Annotated in this window: 13 protein-coding genes; 7 read left to right on the forward strand and 6 right to left on the reverse strand. The window is 71.6% G+C overall.

The genetic code is table 11. From position 1 onward, the window contains the following. Positions 1-15: 15 nt before the first annotated feature. Positions 16-2,124 carry a thioredoxin domain-containing protein gene (locus KO353_RS07790; protein ID WP_218287126.1) on the reverse strand — a complete coding sequence of 703 codons (2,109 nt, stop codon included), beginning with the start codon at positions 2,122-2,124 and terminating at the stop codon, positions 16-18. Between the two features lie 55 nt (positions 2,125-2,179). Between KO353_RS07790 and KO353_RS07795 the strand changes: the two genes are divergently transcribed. The 7 genes from KO353_RS07795 to KO353_RS07825 are packed head-to-tail and all read left to right on the forward strand — an operon-like array spanning position 2,180 to position 8,603. Beyond that, the gene (locus KO353_RS07795) at positions 2,180-2,605 is read left to right on the forward strand and encodes a (2Fe-2S) ferredoxin domain-containing protein (protein ID WP_456236930.1); all 426 of its coding nucleotides are present in this window, start codon (positions 2,180-2,182) and stop codon (positions 2,603-2,605) included. A gap of 34 nt (positions 2,606-2,639) precedes the next feature. Beyond that, the gene (mnmE, locus tag KO353_RS07800; protein WP_328774528.1) at positions 2,640-3,962 is read left to right on the forward strand and encodes a tRNA uridine-5-carboxymethylaminomethyl(34) synthesis GTPase MnmE; all 1,323 of its coding nucleotides are present in this window, start codon (positions 2,640-2,642) and stop codon (positions 3,960-3,962) included. A gap of 59 nt (positions 3,963-4,021) precedes the next feature. Then, on the forward strand, positions 4,022-5,881 hold the full coding sequence (mnmG, locus tag KO353_RS07805; RefSeq protein ID WP_218287127.1) for a tRNA uridine-5-carboxymethylaminomethyl(34) synthesis enzyme MnmG: 1,860 nt from the start codon (positions 4,022-4,024) through the stop codon (positions 5,879-5,881). An 18-nt stretch (positions 5,882-5,899) separates the two neighbouring features. Further along, positions 5,900-6,490 (forward strand): 16S rRNA (guanine(527)-N(7))-methyltransferase RsmG, encoded by a 591-nt coding sequence (rsmG, locus tag KO353_RS07810; RefSeq protein ID WP_218287128.1) that lies wholly within the window; start codon positions 5,900-5,902, stop codon positions 6,488-6,490. Continuing rightward, positions 6,483-7,316, forward strand: a complete 834-nt coding sequence (locus KO353_RS07815; RefSeq protein ID WP_218287129.1) for a ParA family protein — start codon at positions 6,483-6,485, stop codon at positions 7,314-7,316. The genes rsmG and KO353_RS07815 overlap by 8 nt, the downstream gene beginning before the upstream one ends. Further along, positions 7,313-8,230, forward strand: coding sequence for a ParB/RepB/Spo0J family partition protein (locus KO353_RS07820; protein WP_218287130.1), 918 nt, complete (start codon positions 7,313-7,315; stop codon positions 8,228-8,230). Before KO353_RS07815 ends, KO353_RS07820 begins: the two co-directional genes overlap by 4 nt. Before the next feature lie 7 nt (positions 8,231-8,237). Then, positions 8,238-8,603 (forward strand): SpoIIAA family protein, encoded by a 366-nt coding sequence (locus KO353_RS07825; RefSeq protein ID WP_218287131.1) that lies wholly within the window; start codon positions 8,238-8,240, stop codon positions 8,601-8,603. 48 nt (positions 8,604-8,651) lie between these two features. Here the strand turns inward: KO353_RS07825 and KO353_RS07830 are convergent, their stop codons facing one another. From KO353_RS07830 to KO353_RS07850, 5 genes are all read right to left on the reverse strand, one after another. After that, positions 8,652-9,041 (reverse strand): helix-turn-helix domain-containing protein, encoded by a 390-nt coding sequence (locus KO353_RS07830; RefSeq protein WP_218287132.1) that lies wholly within the window; start codon positions 9,039-9,041, stop codon positions 8,652-8,654. Between the two features lie 154 nt (positions 9,042-9,195). After that, entirely contained in the window at positions 9,196-9,783 is a 588-nt protein-coding gene (locus KO353_RS07835) for a Smr/MutS family protein (protein ID WP_218287133.1), read from the reverse strand. Continuing rightward, positions 9,780-10,502, reverse strand: a complete 723-nt coding sequence (locus tag KO353_RS07840; protein WP_218287134.1) for a LutC/YkgG family protein — start codon at positions 10,500-10,502, stop codon at positions 9,780-9,782. Before KO353_RS07840 ends, KO353_RS07835 begins: the two co-directional genes overlap by 4 nt. Continuing rightward, complete coding sequence (locus tag KO353_RS07845) at positions 10,502-11,929, reverse strand: LutB/LldF family L-lactate oxidation iron-sulfur protein (RefSeq protein ID WP_218287308.1); 1,428 nt, start codon at positions 11,927-11,929, stop codon at positions 10,502-10,504. Before KO353_RS07845 ends, KO353_RS07840 begins: the two co-directional genes overlap by 1 nt. A 5-nt stretch (positions 11,930-11,934) precedes the next feature. Further along, positions 11,935-12,717, reverse strand: coding sequence for a (Fe-S)-binding protein (locus tag KO353_RS07850; RefSeq protein ID WP_218287135.1), 783 nt, complete (start codon positions 12,715-12,717; stop codon positions 11,935-11,937). Positions 12,718-12,792 lie beyond the last annotated feature (75 nt).

Genomic DNA, 12,792 nt, shown 5'->3' on the forward strand with positions numbered 1-12,792 from the left:
CGCGTCCGCCGGGTTTCAGCGTGGGCCGACGGCAGCGGCGAGTGCGGCGCGCAGGGCCTCCGGGGTGGCGACGGGAAGGCCGCAGACGCCTCGGGCGCAGAGATGTGCCGCAGCCCCCGGCCCCGCGGTGACGGCGGCGCCGGGGTGGCTCGCGGGAAGCCCGCCCGCGCGCTGCACCACCACCCCGATCTCGCCGGAGGAATTTGCTGCCTCGATGAGCGCCTCCGCCGCTTCGCCCTGGCCCGTCACCACCACCGACGCGCCACGGTCGAGCACGTCGGCCGAAACGAGAAGGCTCGCATACGTCCAGGGCGCACGCGACGCGCCGCCCGCATAGGCCGCGAGGATGCCCTCGGCGAGGTGGCGGAACCGCGCCTCGCCGGTCGCGTGCCACATCAGGGCGCAGGCCTCGGTGAGGAGCCCGTTTCCGGAGGGGGTGGCATTGTCCTGCGCGTCCTTGGCGCGCAGGAGCACGTCGGTCGCGTCTGCGGCGGTGGCGAAGAAGGCGCCGTCGCTGTCGGCGAACAGCGCCTCGCAGGCGGCGATCCAGGCGCGGGCGTGGTCGAGATACGCCGCCTCGCCGGTCGCGGAGGCGAGGGCGATTGCGGCGCGCGCCATCGAGGCGTGATCGGCCAGCATGCCGGCGGGGCCGCGCACGCCACGACGCCAGGAATGGATCAGACGCCGCCCGCCGCGAGGCGTCTCGCCCGCGTCCATGTGCATGGAGACGAACCGGAATGCGCGCCGGGCAAGCGCGAGCCAGTCCGGGCGCCGGAAGAGGGCGGCGGCCTTGGAGAGGGCGGCGATCATAAGCCCGTTCCAGTCGGCCAGAACCTTGTCGTCACGGCCCGGGGGGACGCGTCGGGAGCGGTGGGCGAACAACGCCGCCCGGCCGCGCGCGAGCAGGGCGGCGGTCGCGGGGTCGTCCTCTCCAGCGGCGGCGCTTCGGTTCGGGATCGAGCGCCCCTCCCAATTGCCGCCCGGGCGGATGTCATAGGCCGCGAGGATCGTAGCGATTTCAGAGCGTTCCAGGCCAGCATCGGCAAGCGCCGCCTCGGCCTCCGCCTCGGTCCAGACGTAGAACTTCCCCTCCTCGCCTTCGCTGTCGGCATCGAGCGTGCTCGCGAACCCCGCAGAGCCGTCAGGCGCCGGATCGGCCACCATCTCGCGGGCGAGCCAAGCGACCGTCTCCTCCGCTCGTGCGCGCCAGAGCGCCGCCCTCGGCTCCTCGGCGGCGACGAGCGCGAGGAGCTCGAGGATCTGGGCGTTGTCGTAGAGCATCTTCTCGAAGTGCGGCACGAGCCACACCGCGTCGGTCGAATAGCGGGCGAAGCCGCCGCCGACATGGTCGTAGATGCCGCCCTGGCAGATCTTCCGCAGCGTCAGCGCCACGGCCTCGCGCGTTGCCCTGTCGCCGGTGCGTCGCCACTCGTTCCAGAGAAAGCGGAACAGCGGCGATTGCGGGAACTTGGGCGCGCCCTTGAGCCCCCCTTCGGCCGCATCGAGGTTGAGCAGGAGCGTGCTTCGGGCGGCGTCCTGGTGTGTTGGCCCGATCACGGCGCCTGGCGCGGGGCGGGAGCGGCCGAGCTCGCGGAGTGCCGTCGTGAGCGCGGCCGCGTTCTGCTCGACCTTGGCGCGCTCCTCGGCCCAGGCGCGGGCGATGGCGGCGAGGACCTGGCGGAAGGAGGGGCGGCCCCAGCGCGGCTCTGGGGGGAAGTAGGTGCCGCCCCAGAAGGGGCGCGCATCGGGAGTGAGGAACATCGTCAGCGGCCAGCCGCCCTGCTCGCCGAGGAGGCCGAGCGCGTGCATGTAGATCGCGTCGATGTCGGGCCGCTCCTCGCGGTCGACCTTGATGTTGACGAACTCGGCGTTCATCAGCGCCGCTGTGGCCTCGTCCTCGAAGCTCTCATGCGCCATCACGTGGCACCAGTGGCAGGCGGCGTAGCCGACTGAGAGGAGGATCGGACGGTTGAGCGCCCGCGCCTCAGCGAGCGCCGCCGCACTCCAGGGGCGCCAGTGCACCGGATTGGCCGCGTGCTGGAGGAGGTAGGGGCTCGTTTCGCTTCCGAGAAGGTTCGCCGCCGGAAGCGGTGTTGCCTCAGGCTGAGGCGTGTCCTTGTGCATCGGCGGTTGTCCCCCTCGATCGCGCGGGGTTGGGCCGCGCGACGACCTGCCCTACATGGGTGCGGTGCAGGCGGAGGTGAAGGTGATGGCGGACGGCGGTGTGGAGGCAGCGCGGCGGCGGGAGGATGACCCTCCGCTGTTCTACGAGGCGCATGTGTTCGTGTGCTGCAACCGGCGGCCGGACGGGCACCGGCGTGGAAGCTGCGCGGCCAAGGGGTCGGAGGGCTTGCGCGACTACATGAAGGCGCGGGCGAAGGAGCTCGGGCTCCGCGGAGTGCGGGTGAACATGGCCGGCTGCCTTGACCGGTGCGAGTTCGGGCCGAGCGTTGTGATCTATCCCGAGGGTGTTTGGTATCGGATCGAAACAAAATCCGATGTCGATGCGATCCTGGCGGAGCATCTCGTGGCCGGGGGGCGCGTGCGGCGGCTGATGCTGACCGAACGCGACGTTCCGCCGCCCAAGGAGGCGGCCGCTGGCTGAGGCGGGCGGCGCGGCTGGAGGGGGCGGAGACACGATTTTCGCTCTCGCCTCCGGTTCCGGTCGAGCCGGGGTGGCGGTGATCCGACTCAGCGGCCCGGCGGTGCCGGAGGCGCTTGCGGCGCTGGTCGGAGGCGTTCCCGAGCCTCGTCGTGCTGTGCTCCGGAGGCTTCGACACCCGCGCACGGGAGAGGTGCTCGACCGGGCGGTGGTGCTGCGGTTCGCCTCTCCTGCGAGCTTTACCGGCGAGGAGGTGGCGGAGCTCCACGTCCATGGCGGCCGCGCGGTGATCGAGGCGGTGGGCGAGGCGCTGCTCGCCTGCGGCAAGGGGATACGGCCTGCGGAACCCGGCGAGTTCACGCGGCGTGCCTTTCTCAATGGCAAGATGGACCTGACCGCGGCCGAAGGGATCGCGGATCTCGTGGCGGCCGAGACGGAGGCGCAGCGTCGTCAGGCGCTTGCCCAGGCCGAGGGGGCGCTTGCCGCCACGGTCGCGGGATGGGCAGAGCGTCTGACCAGGGCCCTGGCCCTCTCCGAGGCGTCGATCGATTTCGCCGATGACGGGGTAGGGGACGAGGCGGAGACGGAGGCGTTAGCCCTGGCGCAGGCCGTGGAAGGGGAGATGGAAGCCGCGCTGGCCGGCGCCCGGCGGGCGGAGCGGGTTCGAGAAGGGTTCAGGGTTGCGATCATCGGCGCCCCGAATGCTGGAAAATCGAGCCTTCTCAACCGCTTGGCCGGGCGGGAGGCGGCGATTGTGTCGGCCCGCGCCGGCACGACCCGGGACGTGATCGAGGTTCGGCTGGATCTCGGGGGACAAGCGGTGACGCTGGCTGACATGGCCGGCTTGCGGGAGGCGGAGGACGAGATCGAGGCGGAGGGGGTGCGTCGGGCGTTCGCTTGGGCGGAGCGGGCGGACCTTGTGGTGGCAGTGTTCGACGGCACTGCGGAGGCCCCGGACGCGGCCACTCGAGTGGTGGTTTCGGCAAGGCCGGGGGGGTGCATCGGCGTTGCCAGCAAGTCCGATCTCGGGGTGCGGCTTGCGGAGGTGGACGGCGTGCCCTTGCTTCCTGTGTCGTCGGTCACCGGTGAGGGGATCGAGCGTCTCGCCGAGGCGTTGACGGCTGCGATCGCCGGTCTGGCGGAGCGGGGGGCGGGAGGTGCTGTGCTCACTCGCGCGCGCCATGTTTCGGCCGTGTCGTCGGCTCTCGCCGCGCTTCGGCGTTTGCCAGTGGCCGCGCTTCCGGAGATGCGAGGCGAAGAGCTTCGCTTGGCGTTGCGGGAGCTCGGGCGTTTGACCGGTAGGGTGGACGTGGAAGACGTGCTCGAGGTTGTGTTTCGGACCTTCTGTGTTGGCAAGTGAGACGGTCGGCCCGCATGCGGAGGAGGGGGCTCGGCGTTTCACGTGAAACGGAGGCGGTGATGGACCGGTTCGACGTGATCGTGGTCGGAGGGGGGCACGCAGGCTGCGAGGCCGCAGCGGCAGCGGCGCGTATGGGGGCGCGAACGGCGCTTGTGACCCACAAGAGGGCAACGATCGGCGAGATGTCCTGCAACCCGGCGATCGGCGGGCTTGGGAAGGGCCATCTCGTACGGGAGGTCGACGCGCTCGATGGGATCATGGGTCGCGCCGCTGACCTTGCTGGGATCCATTTTCGCCTGCTGAACCGAAGCAAAGGGCCGGCCGTGCAGGGGCCGCGCGTGCAGGCCGACCGGCGCGCCTATCGTGCCGCGGTGCAGGACCTTCTCGCTGCCCAGCGCGGGCTCGCGGTGGTCCAAGGCGCGGTGGAGGGGCTGGTCCGAGACGCCTGGGGCCGCATGGCCGGGGTGGAGCTCGGTGATGGGAGGACCCTGCGGGCCGGGGCGGTGGTGGTGACCTCAGGGACTTTCCTCCGAGGGGTGATCCATGTCGGGGAGTCGCAGGCCCCAGGCGGCCGGGTCGGGGATCCGCCGAGCACCGGCCTCGCGCGCGCGATCGCGGCTCTCGGTCTCCGGATGGGCCGGCTGAAGACCGGCACGCCGCCGCGGCTTGATGGGCGCACCATCGCCTGGAACAGGCTCGAGGAGCAGAAAGGGGACGAGGAGCCCGAGCTTCTCAGCGTACTTTCGACACACCCGGTCCTGCCGCAGGTGAGCTGCTTCATCACCGCAACCACGCCCGAGACGCACAGGCTCATCCGGGCCAATCTGCATCGGGCGCCGATGTATTCGGGCCAGATCGAGAGCCGTGGCCCTCGCTACTGTCCGTCCATTGAGGACAAGGTGGCGCGGTTCGCCGAGCGCGAACGGCACCAGGTGTTTCTGGAGCCGGAGGGGCTGAACGACGATACGGTGTACCCCAACGGAATCTCGACGAGCCTGCCAGCGGAGGTGCAGGCAGCGATGGTCGCAACCATCCCTGGCCTCGAGAGTGCCAGGATCCTGAGGCCCGGCTATGCGATTGAGTATGATCATGTCGACCCGCGCGAGCTCGCCCCGACTCTCGAGTGTCTGAGCGTGGCCCGTTTGTTCCTTGCGGGGCAGATCAATGGCACGACGGGGTATGAAGAGGCTGCGGGGCAAGGGATCGTGGCCGGCGTGAACGCGGCGCTCGCGGCGGGCGGCGGGGGCTCGTTCGTGCTCGACCGAGCCGAGGCCTATATCGGCGTGATGATCGATGACCTCGTCACCCGCGGCATCACCGAGCCCTATCGCATGTTCACAAGCCGCGCGGAGTATCGGCTCACTCTGAGGACCGACAATGCCGATCTGAGGCTCACGCCGCGGGGGCAAGCCATCGGGTGTGTCGGACCCGAACGCTCCGCGGCGTTCGCCGCGCGGTTGGAGGCCCTGGAGCGAGCGCGCGCTCGCCTGCGGGAAGCGGCCTTCTCACCCGACGAGCTCGCAACTCTCGGGATTTCCGTCAACCGCGATGGGGTGCGGAGATCCGTGTTCGACCTGCTCGGGCACGGCGGCGTGCCGCGGCCCGCGGTCGAAGCTGCCTTTCCTTGGCTTGCCGAGATTCCCCGGCCAGCCCTGCGCACGCTGGAGGCCGAGGCGCTCTACGCTGGCTATCTGACTCGCCAGCAGGCCGAGATCGCTGCGCTCCGGCGTGAGGAAGCACTCGCCCTGCCGCCTGCGCTTGACTATGGCGCGATCAGTTTCCTCTCGACAGAGGTCCGCGAGGTTCTGGCGCGCGCGCGCCCGGCGACGATCGGCGCCGCCATGCGACTTCCCGGCATCACGCCGGCTGCCATCGCTGCCCTGCTCGGCCACGTCCAGCGCCGTGACCGCGCCGCCTGAGCGGATCGGGCGTTTCACGTGAAACCGTGCGAGGCACGTGCGGCCCAGGCCCAGCCGGCGCTCGAGGCCTATGCCGCCCTACTGGCCCGATGGAATGAGCGGATCAATCTCGTTTCCCCTCGCGACCTGCCGAGGTTATGGGAACGACACATCGAGGATTCCGCTCAGCTCGTCCCTCTCATTCCTCCCGGCACACGCCGCATCGCGGATCTCGGCTCTGGCGCCGGTCTTCCCGGCCTCGTCCTCGCCCTCCTGACCGGGCTCGAGACGCACCTCGTCGAGCGTGACCAGCGCAAGGCCGCCTTCCTGCGCGAGGCCGCCCGGGTCATGGCGGCCCCCGCAACCGTCCATGCCGCCGATGCCGCGACGCTCCCCTCCCTCGCCGCTGACCTCGTCACCGCGCGCGCCCTCGCGCCCCTGCCAGTTCTGCTGCCGCTTGCCGCACGCCACCTCGCCCCGGGCGGCATCTGCCTCTTTCCGAAGGGCGCCGGCGTCGAGGCGGAATTGACCGCTGCCCGCCCTGCCTGGACAATGCGCGTTGAACGGCTCCCGAGCCGGACCGATCCCGCCGCCACGATCCTCCGCCTGACCGAGGTCGCGCGTGCCTGACCGAGCCCAGCCCAGCACCGCGAGGCCAGACCCCGCCCGCCCGCGCATCCTCGCCATCGCGAACCAGAAGGGTGGCGTGGGCAAGACCACGACCGCGATCAACCTTGCCACCGCGCTCGCCGCCACCGGGCAGCCGACGCTCCTGATCGACCTCGACCCGCAAGGCAACGCTTCGACCGGCCTCGGCCTGCCGCGAACAGAACGTGGCGCCGGCTCCTACGCGCTCATCGCCGAGGCGCGGCCGCTTGCGGACGTCACCCGGGCGACCGCCATCCCGGGGCTTTCCCTGGTGCCGGCCGATCAGGATCTTGCCGGCGCCGAGATCGAGCTCGTCTCGCTCACCCGACGCGAATTCCGCCTGCGCGATGCGCTCGCAGCAGAACGTTTTGAATCCCGCACGATCGTCTTGATCGACTGCCCGCCCTCCCTCGGCCTGCTCACCGTCAACGCGCTCGTCGCGGCCGACGCCGTGCTCGTCCCGCTCCAGTGCGAGTTCTTCGCGCTCGAGGGCATCAGCCAGATCATGCGCACGATCGAGATGGTCCGCCGCGGCCTGAACCCCTCGCTCGCGCTGCAGGGCATCGTGCTGACGATGTTCGATCGTCGCAACAACCTGTCCGATCTCGTCGCCGCCGACGTGCGCGGCTTCTTCGGCGACAAGGTCTATGAGACGGTGATTCCCCGGAACGTTCGCATCTCGGAAGCGCCGAGCCACGGCAAGCCCGTCCTGCTCTACGACGTCCGCTCGGCCGGGGCGCAGGCCTATCTCGCGCTCGCGAAGGAGCTGCTCCGCCGCGAGCGCACCGCCGCGGGAGCAGCCTCATGAACCCGGGAAGGGAAACGACACCGAAACGTCTCGGCCGCGGCCTCTCCGCGCTCTTCGGCGAGGCGGCTGCCCCGGCCACGCCGGCCGCGTCGGCCCCCCCTGCCGGCGAAGGAGGAACCGCGATGGCGGCTGCGCAGACCGTGCCGATCGCCGCGCTCGAACCCTCGCCCTTCCAGCCGCGCGCCGCGATCGACCGCGAGCGGCTCGACGAGCTCGTCGCCTCGATCGCCGCCAACGGCGTGCTGCAACCCCTGCTCGTCCGCCCTCATCCAACGCTACCGGGGCGGTACCAGATCATCGCCGGGGAGCGGCGCTGGCGCGCCGCCCAGGCCGTGCCGCTGCACGAGGTGCCCGTCCTCGTCCGCGACCTCGACGACCGCACCGCCGCGGCCGCGTCCCTCGTCGAGAACCTGCAGCGCGCGGATCTCAACCCGATGGAGGAGGCGGAAGGCTACCGGCGCCTCGCCGAGACGGAGGGGCTCGACCATGCCGAGATCGGCCGCCTGATCGGCCGCTCGCGCAGCCATGTCGCCAACACCCTCCGCCTCCTCAACCTCCCGCTCGTCGTGCAGACGCATCTCCGCGAGGGAAGGTTGACCGCGGGTCACGCACGCGCCCTGCTCGCCGCCCGCGATCCGGGCATGCTCGCCGATCGTGTGATCCGCGAGGGCCTCTCGGTTCGGCAGACCGAGGCGCTCGCGCAACAGCGCGCGCTTGCCGACCGGCCGCGACGCCGCGTGTCGGCCGACCCGGCCGACCCGAACACGGAGGCGCTCGCGCGCGACCTCTCCGAGACGCTGGGCCTGCGCGTCACCATCCGCTTCGACGGCCGACGCGGCGAGGTGCGGATCGCCTACGACGATCTCGACCAGCTCGACGGGCTGGTCGCGCTCCTGCAGCGCGCGGGCGGCTGAGGCATCGATGCTCGAGCCGTCGCTCGACCGGCAGCGAGGCATCCTCGTGGTCGAGATCTCGGGGCCACTTTCGGTCGCCGACATCGAGCGGATCTCGGCTCTGCTCGACCCGTATCTCGCCGACGCGGGCAGGCTGCGCGGGATGCTCGTCGACGCGCGCCGCCACCCGGGCTGGTCCGACATCGAGGCGATCCTGAGCCACGAACGCTTCCTGCGCGACCACGCGCCGCTGATCGATCGGATCGCGCTCGTCACGGACAGCGACCTCGTCGCGGTCCTGACACGGTTTGCGACCCTGGGCCGCTGCCCTGCGCTACGCCGCTTTCCCTGGTCGGAGTACCATGCCGCGCGTGCCTGGCTCGAGGAGGGCTAGGGAGGGCGGCGCCGCGTTCCCCTCCCGGTTCCCCACGGCCACGAGGCCTCAGCGTCTTGCTCTGACGCGCACGCGCCGCCGCGGCGCCGCCCTCTCGAGCGTCTCGAGCATCGCCCGAACGGCCTCGTCCGGCAGGCGCGCGATCTCGCGGGCGAGGCGATTGGCAAGCTCGGTCCGCGCCGGGTCGAGCCCGGCCGTGTCGACCACCACGCGCGGGTGGGAGAGCTTCGCAAGCCGCACGAGTTCCTCGGCGTCGTCCCAGATCAGGCCGAAGAGGTCGCAGACCTGGTGCACCAGCCCCATCGTCGGCCGGCCGCGGCGGCCGTGCTCAAGAGCCGAGAGATAGGCGGCGGAGACCTGCAGCGCCTCGGCCATCTCGGCTTGCGTCATTCCCCGTGACGCACGCAGCGCCCGCAGTTTCGCGCCGAACGGCGTCATGGCCCCACCTGCCCGGCGTCTGGTGCAGTTCCGAGCAAGGTCACGAGCCTCCGTCCGGGCACCGTCAGTCCGTGTCGCATCGCTGTCGCCCGACCGAGGGGAGGGCGAGCCTGCCGCCTCTCGGGGGCGCGGGCGGCCACCGGCCTCGCCGATGTCATCTCCTGCGCCGGAGCAGGATATGCACCGCTCCCGTGTTTGCCCGGTGCGGGTGCGCGAGCGCGAGGATCAGCGGCCGAAGCGCGGGGGCGTTCAGCCAGTGCGGCAGCTCGCGCCGAAGCACGCCGCCCGTCTCGCCGCTTCCCTTGCCGGTGACGATGGCGATGCAGCGTAAGCCCTCGGCATGCGCCGCTGTGACGAACAGGGTCACGGCCCTGTGCGCCTCCTCGGCGTGCCGTCCGTGCAGGTCGAGGGTGCGCTCGGGGGTCAGGCGGCCGCGCCGGAGCGCGTCCCAGCGACGGCGATCGAGCCCCGCAGGCGCGACACCGACCGCAAGCTCGGCGTTTGGCGGCACGGGTCGGGCCGCGTCAGCCCGTCGCCGCGGTGCTGCGGCCGCGGGCGTCGGCATCGCCGCCGGCGCCGGCTCGGGTGCCGGCTCGGGCGGATCGGCGGCCGGCCCGGGGCGAAGCGGCACCACGCCGGTGGCACTGACGAATCCCTGCCAGAGCGCTGCCTCCGCCTCGGTGAGGACGCGTCGGCGGCGCGCGGGGGGAACGCGGCCGCGCGGCGGGCGCGGTGCCGTCACCCCGGATCGTCCTTGAGCAGGATCACGTGCACCCGCCGGGGCCCATGCGCGCCGAGCTCGATCGTCTGCTCGATGTCCGCGGTGCGCGAGGGGCCGGTGACCAGCATCACGCTGCGCGGCATAAAGCGCAGCCCCGCCGGTCCGTCCCACGGCGCGGCGCGCTCGGCCCGGAGCAGGTCCCACGAATCCTCGAAACTGCCGACGATCCGGCTCCGCCGCAGCACCACGATCTGCGTCTCAGGCATGATGTTGAGCGTGGTCGGATGGCTCGGCCCGGAGGGAAAGACGAGCGTGCCAGTCTCCGCCACCGCGGCGAAGCAAGGGGTGACAGAGACGGCATCGCCTGGCTCCGCCCGGCCGAAGCCGAGCTTGAGCAGCGGCCGCGAGTCCCAGGGCAGGCTCTCGAGGAAGGGGTCGGGCGCGAGGCGAAGCGCTGGAGGCAGGTTCTGCGCTGCGAGATACTCGGCCACGAGGCCCGGGATGTCCTCCGGCCTCTCTGCGTCGGCGACGGTCGCGTGCTCCCGCTCGATGTTCGCCCGCCACAGAGCGACCTGCTCCGCCCGCGGCAGGCGCGACCGGGCGGGGACGAGATTGCGCGGGTGGGAGCGGAGCCGCTCGATCAAGCCCCCGGCGACGCTCGGGGGAAGCGGGCCGCGGCGAAGCCCGCGCCGGATCCGCCCGAGGATTCGCTCCTTCGCGTCCGCCTCCGACCCCGCCATCAGGCAAGCCCCCGCTTCGCGAGCCGGCGATAGCGCGCGTGAAACGTCTCTCCCTCCGGCGCGGGCATCTCGCGCCCCTCCGTCCAGCCCCGGGCAAGCGGCAGGGAAGAGACCCGGCCACGCTTGCGGCCGAGCCAGCCGAGCGTCAGCGCGCCCGCACGCGCGGCGAGGCGATAGGCCCAGGGGCGCTGCGCGACCCAGGCCCAAAGCCCGAGCCCCCAGCGCGTCGCGGCCGGGGAAAGGTGACGCTCGAACTCACGCTCGCGCCAGTGCCGCATCATCTTGGGCAGCGGGATCTTCATCGGGCAGACGCTCTCGCAGCGGCCGCAGAAGGTCGAGGCATTCGGCAGATGCCCCGCCTTGTCGACGCCGATGAGAGTCGGCGTCAGAACCGCTCCCATCGGCCCGGGGTACACCCAGCCATAGGCATGGCCGCCGACCGCGCCATAGACAGGGCAGTGGTTCATGCAGGCGGCGCAGCGAATGCAGCGGAGCATGTCCTGGAAGCCGGTGCCGAGCATCGCGGACCGGCCGTTGTCGAGCAGGATCACGTGATACTCGGCCGGTCCGTCGAGGTCGCCCTCGCGGCGCGGGCCGGTCGAGAAGGTGGTGTAGGTCGAGAACTCCTGGCCGGTTGCGGAGCGCGCAAGCAGCCGCAGGATGGTGCAGGCGTCCTCGAGCGTGGGCACCACCTTCTCGATCGAGGCGAGGACGATGTGCACCTTGGGCAGGGTCTGCGTCAGGTCGCCGTTGCCCTCGTTGGTGACGATCACGGAGGAGCCGGTCTCGGCGATCAGAAGGTTGGCGCCGGTGATGCCCACGTCGGCGGCGAGGAAGCGCGCGCGCAGCACGCTGCGCGCCTCGTCGATCAGCGCCTTGCGGTCGGCGAAGGGGCGGTCGGGCGGAAGGTGGGCGTGCGCCGTGCGGAAGGCCTCGATCCAGTCCTCCCGGTTGAGGTGGATCGCAGGCGCGATGATGTGGCTCGGCGGCTCCTTGCGGAGCTGGATGATGTACTCGCCGAGATCGGTCTCGATCGGCTCAATGCCGGAGGCGGAGAGGTGGTCGTTGAGGCCGATCTCCTCGGCGATCATCGACTTGCCCTTGGTGGCGGTGCGCGCGCCCGCCGCGCGGCAGATCTCGACCACCGTGCGGCGCGCGTCCTCCGCCGTCTCGCACCAGTGCACCCGGCCGCCTGCGGCTTCGACCGCGCGGGCGTAAGCCTCGAGGTAGAAATCGAGATGGGCGAGAACGTGGTTCTTGAGGTCGCGCCCCTCCTCGCGCAGCGCTTCGAACTCGGGCAGGGCGGCCACCGCGCGCGCCCGCTTGGCGACGAACCCGGTTCGGGCGTTGGCGAGCGCCTTCTGCAGCCCGGGATCGGCAAGCGCCGCGCGGGCGTTGTCCTTAAAGGCGGGGGAGGTGATGTGCATCCCGCTCACCCCCCCTTCGCCTGGCCGATCGGGGGCACCTCGCCGGCCATGCCCGCGAGCACCTCGGCCACATGACGCACCTTCACCTCGCGGCCGAGGCGCGTCAGCCGCCCCGCGATGTTGAGCAGGCAGCCCAGGTCTCCCGCCAGCAGCGTGTCGGCCCCGGTCGCGGCGATCCGCTCCACCTTGTCCGAGACCATGCGCAGCGAGATCTCGGGATATTTGACGCAGAACGTGCCGCCGAAGCCGCAGCACAGCTCCGCATCCTCCATCTCGGCGAGCCTCAACCCCGCGACAGTCGCAAGCAGTGCCCGCGGCTGTGCCTTGATGCCGAGCTCGCGCAAGCCCGAGCAGCTGTCATGGTAGGTGACGGTGCCGTCGTAAGCGGCCGCCACGCGCTCCACCCCCATGACGTCGACGAGGAAGCTCACGAGCTCGAAGGTGCGGGCGCCGAGACGCTCGGCCCGTTGCTTCCACTCCGGGTCGTCGTCGAACAGCGCCGCGAAATCCTCGCGGATCATGCCGGCGCAGGAGCCCGAGGGCGCGACGACGTAGTCATAGGGCTCGAGGGCGGGGATCAGAGCGCGGGCGATCGCCGCGGCATCGGCCCGGTCGCCGCTGTTGTAGGCCGGCTGGCCGCAGCAGGTCTGGGCGGGCGGCACCTCGACCGTGCAGCCGGCCGCCCGGAGCAGGCGAAGCGCGGCGAAGCCGACGGTCGGCCGGTAGAGATCGACCAGGCAGGTGACGAACAGCGCCACGCGTGGCGCGGTCTTCGGTGTCGGGAGCATGCGGGCACCATAGAGCAGGCGTGCCGGATGCGGAAATCGCCCTGCCGCAGCGCGGCCCGGCACACCGGCAGGAGG

Origin of the sequence: Elioraea tepida, assembly GCF_019203965.1 — a bacterium.
GTDB lineage: Bacteria > Pseudomonadota > Alphaproteobacteria > Acetobacterales > Acetobacteraceae > Elioraea_A > Elioraea_A tepida.